Annotated in this window: 19 protein-coding genes; 7 read left to right on the top strand and 12 right to left on the bottom strand. The window is 59.0% G+C overall.

Features of this window, described 5'->3' with window-relative positions; genetic code table 11:
• Positions 1 to 2: 2 nt before the first annotated feature.
• A complete protein-coding gene (locus SH292x_RS02175; RefSeq protein ID WP_442483938.1) occupies positions 3 to 566 on the bottom strand; it encodes a hypothetical protein in 564 nt (187 codons plus the stop codon).
• Between SH292x_RS02175 and SH292x_RS02170 the strand changes: the two genes are divergently transcribed.
• Together SH292x_RS02170 and SH292x_RS02165 are read left to right on the top strand one after the other, a co-directional pair.
• Entirely contained in the window at positions 565 to 801 is a 237-nt protein-coding gene (locus SH292x_RS02170) for a hypothetical protein (protein ID WP_442483937.1), read from the top strand. The two genes, SH292x_RS02175 and SH292x_RS02170, sit on opposite strands and share 2 nt — an antisense overlap.
• A gap of 84 nt (positions 802 to 885) precedes the next feature.
• On the top strand, positions 886 to 1,113 hold the full coding sequence (locus SH292x_RS02165; RefSeq protein ID WP_442483936.1) for a hypothetical protein: 228 nt from the start codon (positions 886 to 888) through the stop codon (positions 1,111 to 1,113).
• Between the two features lie 72 nt (positions 1,114 to 1,185).
• Here SH292x_RS02165 and SH292x_RS02160 read toward each other — a convergent pair whose 3' ends face one another.
• Positions 1,186 to 2,364, bottom strand: coding sequence for a hypothetical protein (locus tag SH292x_RS02160; RefSeq protein ID WP_442483935.1), 1,179 nt, complete (start codon positions 2,362 to 2,364; stop codon positions 1,186 to 1,188).
• Between the two features lie 519 nt (positions 2,365 to 2,883).
• Between SH292x_RS02160 and SH292x_RS02155 the strand changes: the two genes are divergently transcribed.
• From SH292x_RS02155 to SH292x_RS02145, 3 genes are all read left to right on the top strand, one after another.
• Positions 2,884 to 3,615 carry a lipoate--protein ligase family protein gene (locus SH292x_RS02155; RefSeq protein ID WP_442483934.1) on the top strand — a complete coding sequence of 244 codons (732 nt, stop codon included), beginning with the start codon at positions 2,884 to 2,886 and terminating at the stop codon, positions 3,613 to 3,615.
• Positions 3,616 to 3,658: 43 nt separating this feature from the next.
• Positions 3,659 to 4,231 carry an NUDIX hydrolase gene (locus tag SH292x_RS02150; RefSeq protein ID WP_442483933.1) on the top strand — a complete coding sequence of 191 codons (573 nt, stop codon included), beginning with the start codon at positions 3,659 to 3,661 and terminating at the stop codon, positions 4,229 to 4,231.
• A 326-nt stretch (positions 4,232 to 4,557) separates the two neighbouring features.
• Entirely contained in the window at positions 4,558 to 5,940 is a 1,383-nt protein-coding gene (locus SH292x_RS02145; RefSeq protein ID WP_442483932.1) for a hypothetical protein, read from the top strand.
• A 54-nt stretch (positions 5,941 to 5,994) separates the two neighbouring features.
• On the opposite strand, the gene SH292x_RS02140 is transcribed toward SH292x_RS02145, so the two are convergent.
• The 6 genes from SH292x_RS02140 to SH292x_RS02115 form a co-directional block, all read right to left on the bottom strand.
• Positions 5,995 to 7,116 carry an N-acetyltransferase gene (locus SH292x_RS02140; protein WP_442483931.1) on the bottom strand — a complete coding sequence of 374 codons (1,122 nt, stop codon included), beginning with the start codon at positions 7,114 to 7,116 and terminating at the stop codon, positions 5,995 to 5,997.
• 112 nt (positions 7,117 to 7,228) lie between these two features.
• Positions 7,229 to 7,807: a nucleotidyl transferase AbiEii/AbiGii toxin family protein gene (locus SH292x_RS02135; protein ID WP_442483930.1), complete on the bottom strand. Its 579-nt coding sequence runs from the start codon at positions 7,805 to 7,807 to the stop codon at positions 7,229 to 7,231.
• Entirely contained in the window at positions 7,797 to 8,021 is a 225-nt protein-coding gene (locus SH292x_RS02130; protein ID WP_442483929.1) for a hypothetical protein, read from the bottom strand. The genes SH292x_RS02135 and SH292x_RS02130 overlap by 11 nt, the downstream gene beginning before the upstream one ends.
• Positions 8,022 to 8,143: 122 nt before the next feature.
• Positions 8,144 to 9,526, bottom strand: a complete 1,383-nt coding sequence (locus SH292x_RS02125) for a hypothetical protein (RefSeq protein ID WP_442483928.1) — start codon at positions 9,524 to 9,526, stop codon at positions 8,144 to 8,146.
• Positions 9,527 to 9,882: 356 nt separating this feature from the next.
• The gene (locus SH292x_RS02120) at positions 9,883 to 10,755 is read right to left on the bottom strand and encodes a hypothetical protein (protein WP_442483927.1); all 873 of its coding nucleotides are present in this window, start codon (positions 10,753 to 10,755) and stop codon (positions 9,883 to 9,885) included.
• Between the two features lie 315 nt (positions 10,756 to 11,070).
• Positions 11,071 to 14,118, bottom strand: coding sequence for a vitamin B12-dependent ribonucleotide reductase (locus SH292x_RS02115; protein ID WP_442483926.1), 3,048 nt, complete (start codon positions 14,116 to 14,118; stop codon positions 11,071 to 11,073).
• An 813-nt stretch (positions 14,119 to 14,931) separates the two neighbouring features.
• On the opposite strand from SH292x_RS02115, the gene SH292x_RS02110 reads away from it, so the two are divergent.
• Positions 14,932 to 15,192: a hypothetical protein gene (locus tag SH292x_RS02110; protein WP_442483925.1), complete on the top strand. Its 261-nt coding sequence runs from the start codon at positions 14,932 to 14,934 to the stop codon at positions 15,190 to 15,192.
• Positions 15,193 to 16,047: 855 nt separating this feature from the next.
• Here the strand turns inward: SH292x_RS02110 and SH292x_RS02105 are convergent.
• Together SH292x_RS02105 and SH292x_RS02100 are read right to left on the bottom strand one after the other, a co-directional pair.
• The gene (locus SH292x_RS02105; RefSeq protein WP_442485886.1) at positions 16,048 to 16,803 is read right to left on the bottom strand and encodes an alpha/beta fold hydrolase; all 756 of its coding nucleotides are present in this window, start codon (positions 16,801 to 16,803) and stop codon (positions 16,048 to 16,050) included.
• 154 nt (positions 16,804 to 16,957) lie between these two features.
• Positions 16,958 to 19,462 carry an ankyrin repeat domain-containing protein gene (locus SH292x_RS02100; protein ID WP_442483924.1) on the bottom strand — a complete coding sequence of 835 codons (2,505 nt, stop codon included), beginning with the start codon at positions 19,460 to 19,462 and terminating at the stop codon, positions 16,958 to 16,960.
• Between the two features lie 344 nt (positions 19,463 to 19,806).
• Between SH292x_RS02100 and SH292x_RS02095 the strand changes: the two genes are divergently transcribed.
• Complete coding sequence (locus tag SH292x_RS02095) at positions 19,807 to 20,352, top strand: GNAT family N-acetyltransferase (protein WP_442483923.1); 546 nt, start codon at positions 19,807 to 19,809, stop codon at positions 20,350 to 20,352.
• A gap of 37 nt (positions 20,353 to 20,389) precedes the next feature.
• Here SH292x_RS02095 and SH292x_RS02090 read toward each other — a convergent pair whose 3' ends face one another.
• Together SH292x_RS02090 and SH292x_RS02085 are read right to left on the bottom strand one after the other, a co-directional pair.
• Positions 20,390 to 21,526, bottom strand: a complete 1,137-nt coding sequence (locus tag SH292x_RS02090; RefSeq protein ID WP_442483922.1) for a hypothetical protein — start codon at positions 21,524 to 21,526, stop codon at positions 20,390 to 20,392.
• A 382-nt stretch (positions 21,527 to 21,908) separates the two neighbouring features.
• Positions 21,909 to 22,841, bottom strand: coding sequence for a YybH family protein (locus SH292x_RS02085; protein ID WP_442483921.1), 933 nt, complete (start codon positions 22,839 to 22,841; stop codon positions 21,909 to 21,911).
• Positions 22,842 to 23,003: the final 162 nt, after the last annotated feature.

Below are 23,003 nucleotides of genomic sequence, written 5' to 3'. Positions count from 1 at the left end.
GGCTACTCATACTCAGAGTAGTCTACTTCTGGCTCTCGAAGCCAGTCGTCATTATCTTCTTCCTCAGCATCCAGTCGAATATTTCCTACCTTGGGGTCGACGTAGTAAATGCCATACTTAATTTGGAGGAAGTGCAGTACCGCATTTACTTCCATCCAGCGACTCCCGAATTCCGTTCGCCACTGCGACTGATACCGCTTGAGATCTTGTTCGTCAGCGAGATACGATGGTGGTGCATCAAGGCTGGCTTTACCGAAGTCGAGAAGGTAAGGAGCCTGCACAAAAGTGACTTCAATAACGCGTGTGTCCAAGTCGTACTCCTCCAAGACTGGAACATTCAACCCACAAATCTGATTCACTTCATGTAATGCAAGTCGCTTATAGCAACGAAGTTCATTCTCAAAGTTTTCCTGACGATAGAACGCCTTTATGGCCGAGTGTTTGGAGGTTTTCCAAACATACCCATCAGTTCCATCGCCAGCTTTATCTTGACGCCGAATTCGCCGCCCTCTACGCTTAGCGTAGGTATAGGCATTCGCCCGAACCTCTCTCTCGTTTGGTAACATGGCAACAAAGACCCGCGGTCACTCTGCTAAAGTTGTCATCACCCTCATCCATGGTGAGCGGCGGATCCCCGTGGCTCAAGTGGGCAACAGTGGCATCTTAGTCCGTACATTGGATGAACCGGTACCTCCCGGCGAGGCCATCCTTGCCATCCGAATCGACGACTCGAAGAAACGCCACCGGATTGTCTTACCGGATGGCATCACCGAGCCCAATCGTTTCGCGAAGTTCTTCTAGGTCGGTTAGACCACCCCACTAATTCTAGTCCCGCCATCCCCCAGATTGCATCGCACGTGTCGAGCAAACATACTTGCTCGTCCAATGAAAGAATTCTTCGACCGCATGCGTAGCCAGTTGCTGCCTGGCACTCAAATATCGGACCTCGAGCAAAACACCATCGAGGCCGTGGTGAAACGCATGCGCGAAGCGCTCGGTGCTGGGCGTGGCATTCGTCTCTCGAAAGACGAACTGCGAATCCTCAGCCTCTACGGGCTCAAGACGCAACTCGATGCCGAAGAAGACTTGCCCTTCGACGGGCGACCTCACTAGCTCCAAAACAAACTAAGCCGCGAGCAACTGCTCGCGGCCTAGCCGTATTGTTAGTTGGTGCGAATAGTTCGCTCAGCCCGCACAAGCATCGCACGGCCCGACCGGCACGCGGACCATCACCGTCCGCGGAACGCGAATCGTCTGGGTGAAAGGCACCTGCTTCTGCACCGTGTGCGGCACCTGGACCTTCTCGACCTTGGTCACCAGCTTGCAGACCTGCACGGTGTAAGGCTCGACGCGCTCTTCCCGCACCATCTTGCAGGTCGTTACCGGCACCTCGCGGACACGCTCCTCGCACACCATGCGAGTTACCTGCACAGGCACCTGACGCTCGACACGCTCGACCACCTGGCGGCAGGTCTGCACGGGAACCATACGGACCTGTTCCTCACACACCATGCGGGTAGTCTGCACGGGCACTTCGCGAACTTGCTCCTCGGTCACCATGCGAGTTACCTGCACGGGGATGCGATCAATCACTTGCTCGGGCACCATCTGCGTCACTGGCACCTGCACGGTCACCAGGTTCGGCTTCCACACTTGCTGCACCACGGCTTGCGCGGGAGCTTGCTGAGTTACCCAACCAAGACCAGGGCGAGTGGTTTGCACTTGGCCGGTCGCGGGATTCACGGTTTGGATCGGCGGAACCCACTGCAACCGCGGCCCGGTGCTCGCTCCAGGAGCGACACCCACCACTTGATTGACGAAGCAACCCTGATCAACCACTTGCTGCGTGCAAGTCGTGACGGGACGCATCACGGTGCGAACCTGCTGACGTTCTTGGGTTTCAACAACCGGACGCTGAACGCAATAGCGCTCCTGGCGGACCGAAGTCTCAATCACAGGACGCTGAACGGTAAAACGCTCTTCGCGCTGCGAGGTTTCGACGATGTTTCGCACAACGTTGTAGCTGGCGTCGCGGTACTGAGTTTCGACCACGGGACGCTGCACCGTGTAACGCTCTTGGCGAACCGAGGTCTCGGTCACCGGCTTGAGCACCGTGACGCGACGCTCGCGCTGTTGGGTTTCCATGACGGGGATTTGGCGGGTGACTTCGCGTTCTTCGAACGCGGTCTCACACACCGTGCGGTACGCGGTGACTTGCTGCTCTTCGAAAATAGTTTGGCACTCGAGGCGATACGTCTGACCGCACGAGTCGCACCCGCCATTGGCCGACGCTGGAGCCACAGGCACTAAGCCCAAGACCATCGTGCCCGCCAAAACACACCGCAAGTAGCTGGAAGCAGTCATTTTTGTTATCCGCTGACTTTCAAACACCCCAAGTCGTCACCTCCCTGTCCATTTGCCGGCCGAATGCCTTCCCCGCGGAACGCACCCAACCGACGATCACCACCGCACCGACTTCCTCCTGGCGATGCGTAACGGCTAAAATGGTTCCCCAGCCCCGCTGCGGAACCCAGCTAGAGAAGTGTGCCTTGCAAAACGGCTGGCGGCAAATCGAAATCCACCGTTACACCTGCTAGCAAGACAAAAAGGCTCAAGCCTGTTTGCACTTCCGTCGCTAAAAAACTTTGAAGCCACCGGTATTGTGGGGCGACACACCGCCGCGCAACAAGCGGCAAACCCCGAATGCTAGCGGGATTTTGCAGTGCCGCCGAAGCACAATCGATGCAATCGCTACAGCTTGAAGATTCCCTACTCAACGAGCTCTAGGAGGGCTCTCCGAGCCCGATTTGGCAACTAGTGTTAGCAGAAATAGTAACCAACCACACGCCTCACGGCGTCCGCTCGCTTTAGATCTCCTACGCTATGCACCTGCTGGATCTGACGCTCGACACACCCGCCCAGAACCTCGCGCTCGACGAGGCGCTGCTCGATGCCTGTCTCGCGCACGAGCTTCCATCGCGTATCCTTCGCTTATGGGAAGTCCCCAGCGCGATGGTCGTCATGGGGCGAGGTTCGCGGCTGGCGGACGAAGTGAATCTCCTAGCGTGCCGCACTGAAAACGTCCCTGTGCTTCGCCGAGTCAGTGGCGGCCTGTCGATTGTCACGGGCCCCGGGTGCCTGATGTACTCGGTGGTCGAATCCGACGCCTCCCACACCAAGGGCAACATCGATGCGGTCCACGCCCACGTGCTCGACACGCTGGTCAGCGGACTCCGCGCTGCGGGGCTCGACGTCATGCGCGCGGGCACGAGCGACCTAGTCCTCGCCTCGCCCGATGGCTCGCTCCTCAAGTTCTCCGGCAACAGCCTGCGAATGAGCCGCGGCGGATTCCTGTATCACGGCACCCTGCTCTACGACTTCGATTTGCCCCGTATTTCGCGGTACCTCCGCCAGCCACCCCGCGCGCCGGAGTACCGCAAAGACCGCGGCCACGACGACTTCGTCGTCAATTTGCCGATCAAGCAGACTCCATTGCGCGAAGCTATTGTCGCCGCCTGGGCGGCGCGGGAGAATTTAGAAGAGTGGCCTCGCGAGCGAGTCGATCGACTCGTCGCCGAGCGCTATTCGACGGACGAATGGAATCTGAGCCGCTAGTTCAACCGCAAACTTACCACGACCCTGACGGGCCCCGCTCGCTATGTCGCGTTATCATTTGATTCAGATGCTCGATCGCTACCTTGCGCTCTATCCGGACGAGCAAGCGATGGTCGACCAGATTGTCGAGCTCGTCGAAAACCACGCCGACTGTTTCGAGCGAACCTGCCGGCCGGGGCACATCACGGGGGCGGCGTGGGTCGTCTCGAGCGACCGCCAGCGCGTGGCCCTCGTGCACCACCGCAAGCTCGGGCGCTGGCTCCAACCTGGCGGGCACGCCGATGGCGATGACGATGTGGCCATGGTCGCGTGGCGCGAAGCGACCGAAGAACTCGGCCTTACCCATATATCCATCGTCGAGACCGGCGGCACGCTCGTCCCGCTCGATGTCGACGTGCACGACATCCCGGCGCGTTACGACGCCGCGGGCAACGTCGTGGACGACGCCCACCAGCATTACGACATTCGCTACTTGTTCGTCGCGCACGATCAAACGCTCACCGTCAGTCACGAGTCGCATGCCGTGGAGTGGTTCGACGCCCCCGGCGTGCGGGCGCTCACCGACGAACCCAGCGTGCTCCGCCTGCTCGACAAGACAGCCCGTTGGCTGGCGTAACCCGCTCGCCGGGGCTCGGGCGTGGCCCCACTAATCGTTACCACCGCACCTCGCCCCGCCGCAGCCGGAGGCTCGAAGGTGCCCGATCCATTGCAAACCTGCCCGGTTCGCCTATTCTGCAAGCTGGCCCCCAAAGGCCCCGACCTGCCCAGGAGACCAGCGGCGATCCGCTTTCACCCTACAACGAGTTGCAGGGCATGGCGAGCCGACTACGGTTTTTCCTGTAACTAGATTGCCCGTACCTTGATTTCCAAAATCTTGATTGCCTGACTTTGCTTGCCTGTCCTTTGCCGAACACGACTAAGTAGCCCCCGTCCGTAACGTCGATGAGCGAATTCCTCTTTCGATACGAAACGCTCGAGCCCACCACGTGGGCCTACTTGTCGGCGCTGTTGATCATTGCGCTCTTCTTCAAGTTCAATCGCATCTTCAGCATTCGCAATCTCGATCTCCTGCTCCTGCTAATGCTCGCCCCCGGCTTGCTCGGCATTCGGCTTGGCATCGAGTACGACTCTCCCACCGCCGAGCTGTTCGGTTACTGGTGGCTGTTCGGCGTTAACACCGTGCTGTTGTTTCGTGCGCTCTGGGACTCGGCCATGGTTCGCCGGCCGCTGCTCGATCCGAACATGAACGCCTCGGGACTTCTGTTCCTAGCGGTGTCGCTGTTCCTGTTCCTGATGGCCAACGTTATCGCCAGCAACCCCGATGCAAACGACATGCTGTCGGCGCAGCGGGCCCATTCGCTCTCTCATCGTCAGGCTTCGACGCTCGAACAAATCTCGCTCGAAACACACGGCCCTGGATTTCCGCTGCTCTTCACGCTCCCCGAAATCTCCACCGCGAGAATGCTCGGAGCGCGGGGCGACATGCCTGCCGACGTCGATGACGACGAGAAGAACGAACAGCCCGAGGCGGAAGTCGCAGCACCTGCGAACGACGAGGCGACCGCTGAAGAGACTCCGCCGGCCGTCGACTTCACCACCGGCCAGCTCGTCACCGCCAAAGTCGTCGCCATCATCAGCCAAGCGATGATCTTCCTCGGCATGGTGCTCATTGGTGCCCGCCACTTCGAGAACTTCACCATGGGCTGCGCTGCAGCCATGCTCTACCTGCTGCTCCCCTACACCGCCATGTGGACCGGCAGCGTCACGCACCTACTCCCCGCCGCGCTGATCGTGTGGGCCGTGTTCAACTACCGGCTCCCGATGCTCGCCGGCGTGCTCCTTGGCCTCGCGTTCGGCACCGTCTACTACCCCGTGTTCCTGTTCCCGCTTTGGATCAGCTTCTACTGGCGGCGGGGCGTTGTGCGGTTTGCGATTGGCATTGGCATCGCACTCGCCGCGCTGGTGATCACGCAGATCGCCACCAGCTCCGACTTCGCCATGTTCGCTTCGCGCATGCAACAGATGTTCGGCATCCACTGGCCGCAGTCCGAGAACCTGACCGGTGCGTGGCACTACTGGAACCCCGTGTTCCGCTGGCCGATCCTGGCGACGTTCCTCGGCATGAGCCTGCTAACGTTCCCGCTGTGGCCTCAACCCAAGACACTCGCCTCGCTGCTGTCGTGCTCGGCGGCCGTGATGCTCGGCGTCCAGTTCTGGCACGCCCACTCCGACGGCCTGGCCCTCGCGTGGTACCTGCCGCTCTTCCTGCTGATGGTCTTCCGCCCCAACCTCGAAGACCGCGTCGCCGTGAACGTCGTCCGCTGACGTAACGCATCGAGTGAACTGTGGGAGGGCTCTCCGAGCCCGATCTTCGGCATTTCAAACGAGCATCACCAGCATGCCCGCCGCCATCAGCGCCATCGACACGTCTTCGACAATGGTCACCGTGCTCATCGGCAGGTCGAACATCGTACCGAGGCAGCCGCACTGAATATCGCGGCCGCGGACCACGGCGTTCACCACGCCAATCGTGCCGACAACCATCACCACTAGTGTGACAACGTTCGTCGCGATGGGCCACGCATGACCGGTCGCCGTGATTCCGAGAAGGAACGACACACCAAGTGCAAGTTCCACGAACGGATAGATATAGCCCCAGCCCAGCCATCGCTCGGCGACAATGTCGTACGACGAGTAGGCCTTGGCAAAGCCATCGATGTCGAGCATCTTGAAGAACGAAAACACCACAAAAAACAGCCCCATGAACACGCTCATCCCAAACATCCCCGTCGACGACATCACCGACGAGGTTTGGGCCACGAACATCGACACCGCTGTGCCACCAACGAGGTACGCCACCGTTAACAGCAGCGGCCAGTAGGTCGCTAGCTTCGAGCGATCCTCCGATGGTTTGTGCTGGTGGGCATGACCACTCGTCTCCGACTTTGCTTGTGAGTTGTCCGTCAACAGCGGCTGGAACTCCTCGTGCAGGTCGATGAACCGCCGCACGTACGCGCACTCGGGCAGCACCTTCAGGCCATGCTCTTCGGCGTATCCCAGCGCCCGGCGAGTGAGCGACTCGGCGATGCCATGATTGCGATCGCTCGGAGGAACGTACGTGTGCTCCAACGCAATCACATGATCGCGCGGCCGACTGTAAGTCAGACTGCTCTCCCGGCGATCATGCACAACGTAAAACTTCTCACCCTGGGCGTCGTGTTCAATCTCCGACGTGTCGCGCGTATCGCCCTCGATGTGCAGGTGGCCAGAACTCTGGTGCGGCACGCCGCTGGAAGGGGCCTGCAGATGATAGTCGCCCGCCTGCTGCACCCTCGCGTTAAGCTCGTCGAACGTCACCTTGTCGTCGGCTTCGAGCGTGGCAATGCGCGTGGAGATCGAAACCTCCGCATCTCGCACTCCGGGCACCGCGCGCAGCGCCTCGCCGACCTTCCGCTCGCACGACTGGCAATGCATTCCCTCGACTTCGTAGGTTTTTTGCATGGCGGTACTCCTTCTCCTGGCAATAGTACGCCATCTGCAAATACCAGACCAGTCACAGCGCAGCATCTGGGGGCTGACACTTATGGTGGGAGAGCTCTCCGAGCCCGCTTCCTCACCCGCCCCGCACTTCGGCCACAATCTCACGCCAAGTGCTGACGCGCGGATCCCGCTGCCCAAAGATCTCGACAATCTGCGCATCCACCCAAGCCACATCGAGCCCTTTGCCCTGCGCCCGAATCAACTGCTCGACATCCGCCAAATCCTTGCGACGATAGAACATCATCTTGAACACGCACAAAGTCTCGGCGTCCCAGACTTTGACCATGCCACCTGCCAAAGGAACTTCGCGCCGCCGCTGTCGCGCCATCGCGTAGAAGGGTATCTCCGAGACGAAGACATCCACAGTCCAACCTTTGAAGGAAACGCGGCAGAACCCGTGCTCTTCAAGGCTTCGAGCGGTGGCCTGGCTATCGAAATCGCAGCCTATCCTGCTAAGCACTAGCAGGCACCGCGCGATGCTGTGCGGGTCCGGAAACAGAGTGAAGTCGACATCCAGCGTGCCCCGCGGTTCGGCCCAGTAACCAAGCGCGAGCGCACCGCCTAGAGCGTACTCGCAGCCCTCGGCCTCGAGCGAATTCGCGAGCCGGAGCGCGACATCGCCAACGTCTTCGGCGGGGAGTTCACTGGACATGTTGACCGGCGTGTTTAGCGAGGAATTCCCAAGTCGACGCAGGCCAAGGAGCAGGCTGCGAACTCGCCAGCCCCGCCGACCGCTTACCACGCTCTATCGCCGCGGCACCGGCGCAAGCAAGCTTCAACCGCCTCGCACGTTCGTGCAAGTCGTCAGGCAAAGTGAAGGCGGCACGCTTCGCTTCAATCGCAAACTGATGGGCGTCGTTGGACATGCTCAAATTATACCACAACTTATCCGCCCTGAGACAACGAACGGGTGCCTGGGGACGAGTTCTACGACCCCCCAGCAGGTTCTTTTTATCTCACGCAGAGACGCAAAGGCGATGGCGTCGAACTAAGGCGACGCCTCCGCCGTGTGAAATGTCTGGTCCCACGTGTGATACGCCACGCCGCCGGTGATCTTTAGCAGGGCCTGTTCGATCTGTCGAAGCTGATCGGGCACTTTGAATTGACCATCACCACTGCTGAACCCTATCACCGCGATTGTATTGGTCTTGCCAATACGCGACTCGTACTCCGTATCACTCCCGAGCGCCTCAATGATGGGATGACTCACTTTCGAATCCATCAGCCGAACGGAGAATCGCTGTCTTCCTTCCTCTCCCAGAATCAGTCCATCTGCACTCAGAGACACCGGCAGCCCTAACGGCCTTAGCGCCGTCTCGAATCCCTCCATCCCATTTCGCTTCATCACTCCCATCGCTGCCTGTAGGTCAGCCGGAATCTCTGGTTCCGAGTAAAGGATGTAGCAAGCTTCGGTTCGCTCGGTCGGCTCAGCGTTTACGGCAACTTCAAACTCCGCGGGCTCCACCGCTCGATCGTTCCAGGCATCGTAAGACAATCGCACCTGAGCCTTCCCTGACGCGGCGTCGCGCGGAATGACCATCTCCGCATACAGCGTGTCACCACAGCATCGCTTATCCAGCTCCACAATCTCAACAATCGGTTTCCCTTTAGGATCCTTATTTGCAAAGGTGAAAACAGCCGTCGGATGGCGATCACGTGGCGGTTCGTATTCCGTGAGTGGTGCAAACACTTCGTACTTGAAATTCTCGGCGGCAAGGCATTTGGTGCCGACATGCACGTCGAAAACGGACGGCTTGGGCCAAGTTTCGAGTTGTTGCCCCGGTCCCCACTTCAATTCAAACGTGAGAGGCCCGTTCAAGTGGGTGACCTGCGCCTTTTCTGGCGAAGGACTCAGAATCTGGCCATTTTGAACCGCACGACCGTCTGCAGCGATGCGCATTAGCGAGGCATTCTCCCAGTCATTCGCGGCTCGCTCTTTCTGAATCTTGCGATCTCGCTCATCCTGCGCGACAGCCCCTTCCACACGCACCCAGAAGTGAAGCGACAACTTGGTACCCGCCACTTCGCCAATCGGGAATACATTCATTCCCGAATAACCTTGCTCCTTCGCCATTTTGAAGTTGGCCGAGGCCTCCTGGTCAAGTTCCACCTTGTCCTCGGGGTCGGTGAGATCGCCGTCGCCATCACGATCGAAGTACAACACGTCGGTACCGTCCATCACGAGCCACGACCGATGCTCGGCATTTTCACCGAAGACAACCAGCGCGTAGTGAGGCTTCGAGCGATACTCGGGCTCCCGACCAATCGTACGCGGGATCGCCGCCAGATCGACCGCGAGCGCATGGCCCGCAAACAGAATGAGCAACCAAGCCATCCACCCCCTCTTCGTCGCACACGAGAACGAAAACATAGCATTACTCCTTTAGGTTCTCTCGATCATGAAGCGTCGCGGCTCATTATCCTCCAAAGCAATGAGTCGACGCAATCAGCGCGGAAGAGTTTCCTGAGAGCATGCCAGCATCAAAGCGATACCTGGACATCAAAGCGCGACAGCTTCGATTCCCCCGGGTGCCTGGGGACGAGTTCTACGAGCCCCCAGAGAGTTAGGGCTCGGCTACCGACCCGAGTGTCAGCGACACTTGCCCAATTGGTGTTTGTTTCGCTCGTTGACATTGGCGGGCACGTGTCGGTGTCGCTGGATAAGCTTGGTATCTATTTCGACGAGCCACAAAAGCTAGTCTTTCGCAATTTTTGCCTGGAATCGAATTAACTTTGGGTAGACAGGATTTGCCGTGAATCGTCGAGTAGATCTGTAGCCTGTCCGCCAACGTAATCCCACACCACTACTTTTCCGAAGCCAGTGGTTGCGGCCGCTGCCAACACTGATGGATCGAAGAGTTGTTCCAACATCATATCGAATGGCAAGAAATGCTCTTCGCTAGTTTGTCCGGTGGCAATCAGTAAGAGCCATATCCGGTCTCGATCAATGGAAGTGCTATACGTCTTTTTTGACTTCTTTATGATTGCCGCTCTCAAGACATCGATGGATAAAGACGGAATAATAAAACCTCGATCGCTATCCTCCCATCGTATGGGACTGTCAACACAGCCGTGCTCCTGGCGGATGACGTTGATCGAGTTCAGGAATTGACCTACGGCTGATTTGCGAAATCGGTCAACCTGGGATCGATCCGGCAAGAGTGGATTGATACTGTGATATTTGTATAGTGGAATGTCAGCATACTCCGAGAGAACATACTTCCGGATTGCTTCGGCGTACCGTTTCGCCATTTTTCGGACTTCGACTGCACCCACGCGAAGTGCAAGCGCACCCGAGAATTTTGCAAATGCCGGATCAATATTGGCCTGAGCCGCTAACTCCTCCTGAAGTACTCGAAAGTGACTCTGGGCTGCTCTAGCAGCCGATCCTTTACCTGCATCCCCTGCATCGTCACCAATTAGCTCGGTTACCTCGATCGGGAAATCTCCCCTTTCCCAACTAGCCACAATATCCGGGTGCGGCGGATCCATCGACCGGCATTTGGGTGTGCGCGCTAGATGCGGGAACTGCTCGAAGAACTGCTCTACCAGAAAAAGTTCTCTCTCCGGATTCGACAATGATTTGCGAAGTAAAGCCATATTCACTCCTGTTTTCTAAGTGGGGAGGATGCCGCGCCCTCAGTATTGACTTCCTTCACTTCCCACCTCCCCCACTTCCATACGCCAACCGCCCCGGATCGCTCTTCAGCAACCCGGGGCGGTGTGGTTTCGGTGGTTCTCTCGACTTCAATAATCAGCTGCTGGCGGGCCTCGTTAGATGCCCCACACATCCTGTTACCAGCAGCCGGTATTCTTCTGGGGGGTGGGGTCTTGGGGCTTGGGACTCGGGAAAGAATGCTTCGACGAAGTCGAATTCCTTACCCTAGTCCCCAGATCCCAGTCCCTAGTCCCTTCTTATGAGCATCCCATGCTGTTGCCGCAGTTGTGGCATAGGTAGCAGTTGCCGTTGCGGACGGTGATGCTGCCGCAGTTCTCGCAAGCGGGGGCGTCGGTTTGGAAGCCGGCGAATTGTTCGCTGCGGGTCGTGTGAGCTTCGAGGTCGTCCGACATCCGAGCACCCGCTCGTTCGAGCATTTCGGTGTTGAGCTCAAGCGTGGCGTGGCCGTTGGCGTAACCGTTGGCCTTGGCACTGATGGCCTTGGCCTGGGTCATTTGGGCTTCGACTCTTTGGGCTTCGCTGCCCCCGCTTAGCCCATCGGCCTTCTTGGCGACGGGCTTGGACTCAGAGAGGCCATCCTCCGTGGACTTGGCTGCCGAGGTTCCCCCGGCTCGCATTCCGCCCGCTCCGTTGTCACCCGGCGTGGGGCCACTAGTGGCTTCCTTGTATCCGGGCAGGAACTCGATGCCGAGCCAACGGAAGATGTAGTCGATCAAGCTCTTGGCGATGCGGATGTCGGGGTTCTTCGTGTAACCCTGCGGCTCGAATCGCATGTGCGAGAACTTACGCACGTAGTCTTCGAGCGGCACGCCGTACTGCAGGCTCATCGACACGCTGGTGCCGAAGGCGTCCATCAGGCCACCAATCGTCGAGCCTTCCTTCGCCATGGTGATGAAGAGCTCGCCCGGCCGTCCATCGGGGAACATGCCGACCGTGATGTAACCCTCGTGACCCGCGACGCTGAACTTGTGCGTCTTGCTGTCGCGGGTGTCGGGCAAGCGTTCGCGGCGTGGCTTGCCGAGCGCGGCGGCCTCGTCCTTCGCTTTGTCGCCCATGCGGCTGGTGTTCAGCGGCTGGCTGTCCTTCGAACCGTCGCGATAAATCGCCAGGGCCTTGAGACCAAGCTTCCAACCGTCGTAGTACGCCTCGGCGATTTCCTTTGGCGTGGTGTCGCGGGGCATGTTGACCGTCTTCGAGATCGCACCCGACAGGAACGGCTGAGCAGCCGCCATCATCGAGATGTGAGCTCGCCACGGAATGCTCCGTGTGCCACCCGCCGGGGTGAACGCACAGTCGAACACCGGCAGGTGCTCGTCACGCAGGTCGACCGCTCCTTCGATCGTGTCTTCGCGATCGATGTGGCTGATGATCGACTCGATCTCCGGCTGGCTGTAGCCGAGCGTTTCGAGTGCCAGCGGCACCGTACGATTGACGATCTTCAGCATGCCACCACCGGCGAGCTGCTTGTACTTCACCAGGGCGATGTCGGGCTCGATGCCCGTGGTGTCGCAGTCCATCATGAAGCTGATGGTTCCAGTGGGTGCAAGCACCGTGGCCTGGGCGTTGCGGAAACCGTGCACGGCACCCGCGGCGAGCACGTCGTCCCACACCGAGCGAGCGGCACCGACCATGTAGTCGGGGCAGGTCGGGTCGATCTTCTCGACCGCATCGCGGTGCATCTGCATGACGCGAAGCATCGGCTGGGCGTTCTCGTCGTAGCAGTCGAACGGACCAACGGCTTCGGCGAGCTCGGCACTGGTGAGGTTCGCTGCACCGTGCAGCATGGCGGTGATCGCACCGCACACGCCACGACCTGCGTCGCTGTCGTACGGAGTGCCCGCCGACATCAGCAAGCTGCCGATGTTCGAGTAACCCAGGCCGAGCGGACGGAACAGGTGGCTGTTGCGAGCGATGTTCGCCGTCGGATAGCTGGCGTGATCGACCAGGATCTCCTGAGCAATGAAGAACAACCGGCAAGCCGACATGAAGCCTTCGGTGTCGAACATGCCGTCGGGCTGACGGAACTTCATCAGGTTGATGCTCGACAGGTTGCACGCCGTGTCGTCGAGGAACATGTACTCGCTGCACGGATTCGACGCGTTGATCCGACCACTATTCGGGCAGGTGTGCCAGGTGTTGATGGTCGTGTCGTACTGCACACCGGGGTCGCCACAGTGCCAAGCACAATCGGCCATGCGATCGAGCACCTCGCGGGCTTGATAGCTGGGGCCCTCGATCGAGTTGTCGGTCACCCAGCGGGTGGTCCACTTCTCGTCCTTCTCCAGGGCGTGCATGAAGTCGTCGGTCAGGCGAACCGAGAGGTTGGCGTTTTGGAACATCACCGAGCTGTACGCTTCGCCGTTGAAGTTCGACTCGTACTTACCGCTGGCGATCAGCGTTTGAGCCTTCTTCTCTTCGTTCCACTTGCACTCGATGAACTCCATCACGTCCGGGTGCCAGACCTTGATGGACTGCATCTTGGCGGCACGGCGGGTCTTGCCACCGCTCTTCACCACGGCAGCGATTTGGTCGTACACACGCATGAACGACAGCGGGCCCGAGGGAATGCCACCGCCCGAGAGCTTCTCACGCTTGCTACGCAGCGTCGAGAGATCGGTGCCCGTGCCCGAGCCGAACTTGAACAGCATCGCCTCGCTGGTCGCCAGGCGCATGATGTCTTCCATGTTGTCCGACACGTGCTGAATGAAGCAGGCCGAACCCTGGGGGTATTCGTAGGGGTTGTCGGGCTGGACGACATCCTGCGTCGCGGGATCCCATCGCCAGTTGCACTTGTCGCCACGCACGCCGTACTGATGGTACAGGCCAACGTTGAACCACACGGGCGAGTTGAACGCTCCGTACTGGTGCAAGCAGAGCCACGACAGGTCGCGGTAAAAGCGTTCGCCATCGGCGGGCGAGGCGAAGTAGCCGTCTTCCAGCCCCCAGTCGGTGATGGTACGGGTCACGCGGTGGACGAGTTGGCGGACGCTGTACTCACGCTCGGGGGTGCCGACTTCGCCGTAGAAGTACTTGCTGCAAATCACGTTCGTCGCGAGCTGGCTCCAAAAGCTAGGGACTTCGCAATTGGTTTGCTCGAACAGCACTTCGCCCTTCTCGCCCTTGATCTGCGAGGTGCGAACCTCCCAGTTTACCGTGTCGAACACGTCGCCCGCGTTCTCGGGGCAGAACGTGGTATCGATCTTCAGCCGGCCATGGAATCGCTTGTTGCCCGAGCCGTAGGCGCGGACCGAAACAGACGACAAACCGGGTTCGACAGTAGCCATGAGAGAATCTCCTATTCTTTGAATCGTAGAAATCTGGGGCATCCATGTCCTCGGGCGTGAGGGGTGCAAATGCACGGATTCAGGCTAGCCGAATACGGTACATTTGTCCACAACGCCAACAGTCGAATCATCGACTAGCGAGTAGTTCGCCCTCCAAGCAGCCGTGTCTAACGGAGGTCTTGGGGGCGAGGTATTTCGGAGCCCACTACATCTTGGTTGCGGGCTCCTAAAACTCGGTGGTTACCGAGGTCATTAACACCATCTACCCCATATATTGTAGGCGATGCCCTTTGGCCTACAACATTTGGGCGACTGAAGGCCAAATCATACCCGCCTGAGTTGAGGCGTCAATCGGTTTCTTTGTGTGTCGTAAGTCGCTAGCACACAACAGGTTGTGGCAAGGTGTGAAGTGCTGGCGAAGCTAGCATGAAGCAATTATGAAGATCGTAAGCCTTTCTGCTGCAAAGGGTTATGTAAATCGGTCATCCTATGACTACCTGCCAGAGCCTTTACAAAGTTTTTTGCCCCGCCATGGGGACAGTTCCTTACCACGATCGACACCACTTACCTGGACTATCACGACCCCCTAAATCGCCATCTGCAAAAGGTTCCCTTCGCGTTCCGGTTTTCCGCATGGTCGACTTGGACATTCGTGGCATAATGGAGACGTGGGGAATCTTGGCGGACTCACGTGGGGTGAGGTCCGCGCTGGTGGGCGGCTCGCGCAATTAGCCGCCGCTTTGCAGCCTTCGGGCCAAGCACTGCAGACTTCAGGCGAATAACTCCATGTAGTCCACCGAACGTAGGGGCGGCATGAGCGTTCAACCTCCAGCACGCGACGACGAATACCGCGACGACGAGCGGCACGATGACCTACTAAGTCATTGGTGCAGCGAGGTCATCGACGGCGAGCCCTCGTCCGACGAGTTCGACGCCCTGCTCTCGGGAATCGCGGGGTCCAAAGGAGGTCGCCGCGAGTTGCTGTTGCACTTGATGCTCGACTCGCAGCTACGAACCTTGCTGGGCACCGAGTCAGCCATCGACGACGAATCGAGCGACAGCCTAAGCGTTTAAAGGTCAGAATCAGCTCGCGCGTTTTCCAACATCGATGCTCCTTACATCGACACTCCTTACATCGACGTGGTGCCCCGCGAGTTTTGTCGCGATTTCGCCAATATTGCATTGGGTGCGACATTACTCTTTTTCGCCACGGCGAAGATAACGCCCCAAGTGCTTGTCAGTACACGAGTTGCGAACCTCCGTGTGAAGGCCGTCCAAAGGATAATGTCGCAGGGGGTAACCGCAGGTGCGACATTACGAAGGCGGAAGGTGGAAATCGGAAAGGGGAATCCTAGTAGGCCGGGTCAAGCTCCGCGCCGACCCGGCGCTTCACGGCATCCACCTGCCTCTAGGGAGCCTAGGGACGAGTCCTGCGAGCCCTCAGTACTTTCCCTTCTGGGGGCTCGCGGAACTCGTCCCCAGCCACCCAGCGTGAGCCCTGGCTCGCCGGTCGTTTTTCACTACTATTTTCAAGTTGTCAAAGAACATTCGTCCACCACTTCGGCGAACGTGATCATCAGAACATACCCGAGGCGCGCTTTCTAGTCCCTTTCTCAAAAAAAGTGGAAAAAGTCGTAGGGCCGAAATCTCCGGGAAAACACGTTTAACGCCCAGCCGCAGGCGCCGGCTAGGCTCGCCATCCGAGCGGTCAGCTTCCCCCAGGGTTAGGCCCGGGCCTCGTTGCGGTCTCGGCGAAGCTCCGGCTGATGGACGACCGCGACTCGACCGCGATCATCACCAACGCGTACCCAGGGCGACACTCCGGCTCGTACCTCGCCTTCGCTTGCCCTGGGCTGACATGTTGATCCCCTTCGGGGAGCGAAGTCACCGTCATCACGCAATCTCAACGCGCAAGCTCAACTGGCAAGCTTAAACGCCGGTGGACTGTCGGGCGTGCATTTCGATCATGCTGTTCACCTTCTCTGGTGATTGGATTGGCAGAGCGTGAGATCCTTCTTCCAAGATGTAGAGTTTGTCTGCCTGGATGGCGTCTGCCAATTTCTTAGCCCCCGCCCGGCGAGCGATCGGATCGTACTCGCCGGCGATCACCATGCTGGGAATAGTCGCCAGTGCATGGAGCTCTGAGGTGGAATCGTGGCGAGAAAGAGCACGAATCTGGCGTGAGGATACCGGAGGTAGCTTGGCGAGATCGCGCTCGAAGACGTCGCTCAGATTCTTCACAGCCGCGTCGATACCGAGGGCAGCGATGTGCGAGGGGGAGAACACCATCCGCGCAAAAGCCCGCCGTCGCATGGACGCTGTACCCACACTGGTCAGCAAGCCATGCTTCAACAGTGCGAGCGTAGGCGCTAAGACATCCTTCCCTCGATGGAACGTACACAATAGCGCCAGCGACTTCACTCGTTCGGGGTGCCTCAAGGCGAGTTCGTAGGCGACAACTCCTCCCATCGAATGTCCCACGACATGCGTTCGTTCGATGTTCAAGGCGTCCAGCAAGCCAATGGCATCGTTGACCATCTCATCAATCGTAAGTTTCTTTGTATCCCCACAACTCTGACCAATTCCCCGGTTGTCAAATCGAAGGCAATCGAATTTCTCTCGGAGGCCGTCGGTCTGTGGTTTCCATGCGCACCCGGCGCAGCCGACGCCTTGGATAAACAGCATGGGCTCACCAACACCCACGCGCTCGTAACTCAAAACGACGTCGTCTAATTTAACTAGCGGCATTGGGTAATTTCAGTAGATTGCCTACGACGACAGGGAACGATGGGCGCGGGGTGAGTTCTGCCTCGCGGCCTGCGCGGGACCGCGAAATCGATCAGCGTGCCGGTAGTTCCGGCGAGTTCAGAGCACGCCTATACATCCGCGAGTTGGTAGTAACCTTGATTTCGCCATCTTTGCGTGCATAGCGTGCAACGGTTTCTTCCGTACGCCCCGCATATTCAAAGGTCTGGATGAAGCTGCATGAGAGGTCGCCGTCCTCATTTTTCTGGCAGCTATTCAAGTGATCGACAGTGAAGGGCGGGATCTGGGGATACTCCTCAGCCAGAAGATCGTTAACGGCGGTAAGAACGTCCTGAGCTTCGTCGCCCAGTTTCACCTGTTTCTGAAGCTCGAATAAATACTTGTTAAGCGGTCTCACGTTTCCGAGTTCGGCAATCGGACCGGCCTCCAAGAAGCGTTCAAGGCTAAGGGGAATTCGTACGTTCGTCGTACCCTCGCGAAGTTGAATGCCATAGGCAACGGCACGCTCCGATTCCGGAGGGATTCGAACCTTGATTTTCTTCTGCATAGCGTCCCAACGACTCCGAGCTTCTGCCACTAGCTCTTCGTAGCTGGCCGAGACGTTCAAAAGGTTGGCCTCGTGCACGGCTAAATGGAGCAACCAAGTGAGTTCAACAAGCTCGATCCTCCCTTGGTAGGTCGCCGCCTCGCGTACTAAATCGATCTCTTGGCATTCCAGTCGTCCGTCCGCGTACACGTTGATGGAGACTGCCAGCGTATTGGGTTGTTTCGGATTCGCCGACTCGATCGAGTAGTGGAACACCGGAGCATTGATACTATCGGGCATGCGTAGGTCTTCCAGTTGCTCGGGCGTTAGCAAGCGGACAGACTCTTCCACGGCGTTTCCACTTCCGAGACGAGCGTTGCGAGCTTCGAGAAGGGCTTTGGTTCGGGCGGCCGCTAGCTCGTCAGATTTCCGCTTCCACTCTTCCTGTTCACGGCGAGACTTTTCGTGCTTGGCTTCACCCCACACCCTTCCCGTCTTGTCGAGATACGCCCGGGCGGCGGCAAAGTTCACGCCATCGCGCTCGAGTCGCTCGACGAGTTGGGCGTAGGAAGCACGTTTCTGCTTATCGTAATGGGTGACGCTATACTCGGTGCTCACAAGATCGATGGCGATGTTGGGCAGGCCCGACTTCTCACCCATCACTGGCTTCGCTCCAGCGTCGAGTAGCATCTTTGCTAACTCGTATTGATTTTGCTCCACCGCCAGTTCGAGCGGCGCTGTCCGCGGTGGCTTGTAGGGCTTGCCGTCGTCCGTCTGAAAGACATACACGCCCGCCAAATTCGGATCGGCCCCAGCGTCCAGCAGCAGGCGAACCCTTTTCTGCAAGTCGCTGGAGTAGTGAGGTATGACAATAGCAAGTGGCGTCTCTTGCTCTCCGTCGATCTTCAAGTTGGGGTCACCCCGGTTGGCTAGAACCAGTCGTAGATGATCCAGCTCTGGTGACGCACAAGCGAGATGCGTGATACTTACGCCCTTATTCACGCGATAGAAATAGATCGATGAATGCAACCCCAAAAACAATTCCTGCACTTCCAGATCAGTATCGTCCGTCAGCGAAACATTGGGGTCCGCGCCATGCTCGAGCAACAGGCGAAAACGCTCCAAGCGAAAGTCGGGAAATGCCCACAACAAGGGCGTTACCCCTTTTTTTCCGACCGCATTGATCTCAACGCCCAATTCAATCAGCCGGCGCATTTCAACTAGGTCGTCTTGCTCGATCGCTCTACAAAGTTGGACGACCTTATCATCGTCAAAGTATTCCTCTGCTTTCCATCCTTGCCGGTGATGAAAGCGGGTGGTCGGATCGATCTGCCAAGCGATTTTTGCTTGTTGCTCTTTGGCGTGCTCAATTACCTTTCGAGCCCGCGTCACCTGCTCTTCCGATGGTGCGGCTTCGATGATCGGACCGCCCTGCTTGGGCACCGTGCCACCGCCGAGCGGTCCGCGATACTTGGAGGCCATGGTATCGCGAAGCATTACCTCGTTCGCTCGGTCGATCTCTTGGGAGAGTTCTCGATACTCCTGATTTTCGTACAGGCGAAGTTTCTGTCTCATCACGCCAAGCATCTGGGCGTGTACCTCGTCTCGGATTCGTTCGGCGTCCTCGGCATTTAAAGGCTCTTCATACTTCCACCCAGGGTCGTAAACACCACTCACAGGTGGCTTCCACGCCTCGAAGCGTTTGGTCGCCGCGGCGAGCGCCTCGGGACGGTTCAAAACTGGCTTCAGCACCGGACCGCCTGAAATGGCCATCACCGCACCCAAAGCCGTGAGGGGCGAATCGCCCCCCTTCCCCTTCGGTGGATACACCTTCGCGTCGATGGCCGATCGAGTGCGGGCAGCAAAGTACAGAAATCCGGCCTCCGCGAATTGCTCGCTTTCGAGCGCTGCCAAGGCCGCGACCGACAGCTGCATGCTATTCGCCGCGTCGACCTCGGAAGGCGTTTGAGTGGCTTCGGTCGCAGTACACGAAGTGCCGGCAATCAACAGTGCGGCCAATAGGATGCGAACTTCGGTTAGGTAGCACTTCATGGATTACCTGCACTAATAGTGTTGCGCCTCGCGGATTGTACCACATTCCGCCACTCTGGTTGGACGGATGTTGGCGACGCAACGGCAATTCTAGTCCTTTAACAATACACGCGAGCTGGAGCCCAATGGAGCAAACCCCTACCATAAGCATCCGATCGGAGCCGGAAATAAGTGGAGATGGCATTTCCCCACAACGTCCGCTATGGGCTAAGGGTGTCCATTGCCGGAAGCGAGGCCCGCGGGACAAGCATGCGGAACGCGCAATGGCGGGGCGATCGCAAGCGGAAAGCTCACGCCACGGGGCGGGTCTGTTCGATGCTTCTTCTTCCGATAACAATCCGTTGATGGACGCTTCGCAGGGTTTTGATACTCCGCTCATCGACACCGCGCGGTTTGCGCTACGCAAGCTACGGCGTGAGGATGCCGGGGCGCTGTTTCCGACGTTTTCGAACGAGGGGCAGTGTCGGTATCTGTCGAGGCCCGCTTTTCAAACCGTCGACGAACTGACGGATTGGCTCTTAGACAGTTCGTGGCCTGGTCGGAGCTGGGTGGCGCTCGACAAATCGGACGGGACGATCGTGGGGCGCTACGTGGCGGCTCCGGCAACGGACAAGGGAGTGCAGGAGATCGGCTACACCACGGTTGTGGGTCGACAAGGACAAGGTGTGGCAGTGGAATGCATGGCTGCACTCGTTCGCCACTTGTTCCTCAACGAGGGGTGCCGCCGCCTTCATGCGAAGATCGATGCCGAGAACGTGGCCTCGATTGCTCTTATCGAACGGCTAGGTTTCACGCGCGAGGGCTTGTTGCGCGAGCACGAAACGACTCACAAAGGTCTGTGCGACATGGCGATGTATGGGCTTCTGCGCCGGGAATGGCGAGCCGGATAACGCGACCACAACCGCAAGACGAAGTGCATTCGTCGATTCACTCTGCCGCGCCCTCGGGTTTCTCGATGCGGACCATCAGCCACTGTTGGGTTTGGCCGTCGGCGAAGTGGACCAGCGCCTTGGTTTCGTTTTGGGTGAGGTTGTAGAGGCCGGTTTCCATGATCGGGGTGTTCTTTCCGACCACGGTCCACGCGGCGCGCTGGCTCGCTTTGTCGACCATGCCTTCGACCGACTGCGTCTCGCCGGTGGACTTGTTCTGATACGTCCCGGCGATGATGCCTTCTTTGCTGATCGCCAGTTGGAGGAACATGTTGGGCACCGCGCTGGCGTTGCCATCCTGGGTCATTGCGAACACGCCCAAAGGTAGCCACTCCATGTCGTCGGGATTCTCGACGGAAGGGACTTCGGTGGCGATCGCTTCGGCCTGGGCGGCGTACTCTTCGGCGGGGATCGTCTGGCCCTCGGCGTAGACGGTATCTCCTTCGTAGTAGACGTTGCCGCCCGATCCGTAGTCGTAGTAGTTGGGCTGGCTCCAGTTCCACGGCAAGAATGCCGAAGCGGTGGAAAACGTGGCCCACGTCCAGAACACTGGGTTTTGGTCGAAGTGATAGTGGGCGTGCGGGTGGTCGGACCAGAAGTCGTCGAACAGGTGCTGGTCGTCGTAGTGATCGCGGACCTCGTCGCGAACGTTGTCGCCAAGGTTGCCGAGCTGCTCTTGCCTTGCGCCCTGGCGTTCGCCGCGATTGTCCGACAGTTTGGATTGCAGTCCCTCGCGATCGGCAACGCGGGCTGGCTGGCCATCGCGACGGCCTTCGACTCGCTGCCCTCGGTCGGCCACTCCTGCACCTTGTTCGCCGCGACGAGCGACTGCCGCACCTGCTGCCGCCCCGGTGAGGGCGCCGGCACCGGCGGCCGGAACGTGATCGAAGAAATCGGAAACCGCCTGATTACCGCCGGCAGGTCGAGTCGCGACGCCGGGTCGATTGGCACCCTGGGCAGGTCCAACGCCTTGAGCAGGCCTCGCACCTTGCCCGGGCACTCCACCCTGCGCTGGCAGGTCAAGGAAATCCTGTAGTTGCCCCTGGCTCGGTCGGCCCGTGGGGAGAGTCGAGGGGCGATTTCCTGCACCCGGGCGATTCGCTGCGCCGGGCGCGGTGCCGGGACGATTGGGCACGCCTGCGCCAGGTCGAGGCGCGTTGCCGACGCCGGGGCGCGACGCGTTGCCGGGAGTACTGGGTCGCGTGGTGGGCCGAGCGCCGCTGGGTGCGCTTGGTCGCGATGCAGGTCGACTTGCAGGTCGAGCCGCTGGTGCTGCTGATGGTCGGCTCGGACGGCTCATGCTGGGGGAATGACCGGCCGAAGGTCGCGATCCGCCACCCATACTGCCGCCACGCGCTCCACCGCCTCCACCGCCACCGCGGCCGCCACCACGTGCGTAGAGGTCGGCGGAAACAAAAAGTTGAGCGACTAATACTGCGACGATTATCTTGCGAAATGCGTTCATCGTATCGCCTTGCCTGAAGGTATTTGGTTGGTTAAGCCACAATCGGTGATGCTCACTCAGCGGGTGATTCCGCGGCCGATTTCTTGAGCGTGATAGGACCCAGGTTGGGAAGGATCTCGCCGTCCACTTCGCGGCCTGTCGCTTGCCAGGTCATGGTCGAGTCGTCCACTTGGGCCATGATGTTGATGGAGGACGCTTTGCCGCCATCGGGCAGTACCGCCACCGACTCGATGACCCAGCGATCTTTTCGCTTGGTCCAGGTCGCCTCGCCGAAACCACCATCGGAATCAAACACCCACGAGCGGACCGATTGGGTCGACGGATCCCACCCAATGAGCTGAATGCCAGACATTTCAACTTGGTCGCCCACTTTGACGGTAAACGATCGGCGGAGGAAGTTTTGATTCCGCGTCCACTGGCAGGACGTCTCGACGGTGGCTCCCTCCGTTTCGTCCACCCATTCCCCCACCAACCATTCGAGGTCGCTCAGATACGGGTAGTGCGACGGCGCACTCACCACCTCGCCTTCGGAAATGCGATCGAGTAGCCAAGTGCCATCTCGTTTGACATGCACCGCCGAATACGTGGTCTCTTCGCTATTAGACTTTCCGCCGTCGGCGTCGGGGCTGACGAGCGTCGCGGTACCTTGCTCGATGGCGACCGTGGGCGAGAGGAAACTAATGGACGTAATCGTCACATCGAGCTTCGATGGATTGCTACCGGTCAGGATTTCGGCGAACTCGCTTTCGATCATTTCCCGGCCGGACGATTGCTCACCTGTATCGCGATTCTCGTAAATGCCATCGGGTGACCACAGGCTGGCGAGCGTTTTGGCATCGCCGCGGTTGTAGGCTTCGACGTACTTCGCGGCGAGCGCGCGAATGGTGGTTTCGTCCTCGGCTTGGTCGGCCACGGCGGACAACGGAACCCACCACGCGGTGAGCGCCAGTCCAACCACCAAAAAGAAAAGAAAAGAGGTTCTCATGGTCCAGTGCTCCCTTACACGAACTAGAACTCGAACGACCTGCGTCGAGGTCGATTGCCGCATTCAACGACAGCATCCGAAGAGCGATTGTTGTCGCCGTATCGGTACGTTCAGCGACTGGACGTCATCCTACGCCCGCCAAGCCCACAACGCCATCCTGCG

Origin of the sequence: Aeoliella fuhlenseeensis, from assembly GCF_052161615.1 — a bacterium.
Classification (GTDB): Bacteria; Planctomycetota; Planctomycetia; order Pirellulales; family Lacipirellulaceae; genus Aeoliella.
Note: the sequence above shows the minus strand (reverse complement) of the source record. Positions and strands in the feature narration are given on the sequence as shown.

What these genes read in the sequence shown, in the direction of transcription:
- SH292x_RS02120 (WP_442483927.1), bottom strand. Translation starts at nt 10,755, where the DNA reads ATGGCTTTACTTCGCAAATCATTGTCGAATCCGGAGAGAGAACTTTTT.
- SH292x_RS02125 (WP_442483928.1), bottom strand. Translation starts at nt 9,526, where the DNA reads ATGTTTTCGTTCTCGTGTGCGACGAAGAGGGGGTGGATGGCTTGGTTG.
- SH292x_RS02175 (WP_442483938.1), bottom strand. Translation starts at nt 566, where the DNA reads ATGTTACCAAACGAGAGAGAGGTTCGGGCGAATGCCTATACCTACGCT.
- SH292x_RS02150 (WP_442483933.1), top strand. Translation starts at nt 3,659, where the DNA reads ATGTCGCGTTATCATTTGATTCAGATGCTCGATCGCTACCTTGCGCTC.
- SH292x_RS02165 (WP_442483936.1), top strand. Translation starts at nt 886, where the DNA reads ATGAAAGAATTCTTCGACCGCATGCGTAGCCAGTTGCTGCCTGGCACT.
- SH292x_RS02155 (WP_442483934.1), top strand. Translation starts at nt 2,884, where the DNA reads ATGCACCTGCTGGATCTGACGCTCGACACACCCGCCCAGAACCTCGCG.
- SH292x_RS02145 (WP_442483932.1), top strand. Translation starts at nt 4,558, where the DNA reads ATGAGCGAATTCCTCTTTCGATACGAAACGCTCGAGCCCACCACGTGG.
- SH292x_RS02130 (WP_442483929.1), bottom strand. Translation starts at nt 8,021, where the DNA reads ATGTCCAACGACGCCCATCAGTTTGCGATTGAAGCGAAGCGTGCCGCC.
- SH292x_RS02160 (WP_442483935.1), bottom strand. Translation starts at nt 2,364, where the DNA reads ATGACTGCTTCCAGCTACTTGCGGTGTGTTTTGGCGGGCACGATGGTC.
- SH292x_RS02095 (WP_442483923.1), top strand. Translation starts at nt 19,807, where the DNA reads ATGGACGCTTCGCAGGGTTTTGATACTCCGCTCATCGACACCGCGCGG.
- SH292x_RS02105 (WP_442485886.1), bottom strand. Translation starts at nt 16,803, where the DNA reads ATGCTGTTTATCCAAGGCGTCGGCTGCGCCGGGTGCGCATGGAAACCA.
- SH292x_RS02115 (WP_442483926.1), bottom strand. Translation starts at nt 14,118, where the DNA reads ATGGCTACTGTCGAACCCGGTTTGTCGTCTGTTTCGGTCCGCGCCTAC.
- SH292x_RS02110 (WP_442483925.1), top strand. Translation starts at nt 14,932, where the DNA reads ATGAGCGTTCAACCTCCAGCACGCGACGACGAATACCGCGACGACGAG.
- SH292x_RS02140 (WP_442483931.1), bottom strand. Translation starts at nt 7,116, where the DNA reads ATGCAAAAAACCTACGAAGTCGAGGGAATGCATTGCCAGTCGTGCGAG.
- SH292x_RS02100 (WP_442483924.1), bottom strand. Translation starts at nt 19,462, where the DNA reads ATGAAGTGCTACCTAACCGAAGTTCGCATCCTATTGGCCGCACTGTTG.
- SH292x_RS02170 (WP_442483937.1), top strand. Translation starts at nt 565, where the DNA reads ATGGCAACAAAGACCCGCGGTCACTCTGCTAAAGTTGTCATCACCCTC.
- SH292x_RS02135 (WP_442483930.1), bottom strand. Translation starts at nt 7,807, where the DNA reads ATGTCCAGTGAACTCCCCGCCGAAGACGTTGGCGATGTCGCGCTCCGG.
- SH292x_RS02085 (WP_442483921.1), bottom strand. Translation starts at nt 22,841, where the DNA reads ATGAGAACCTCTTTTCTTTTCTTTTTGGTGGTTGGACTGGCGCTCACC.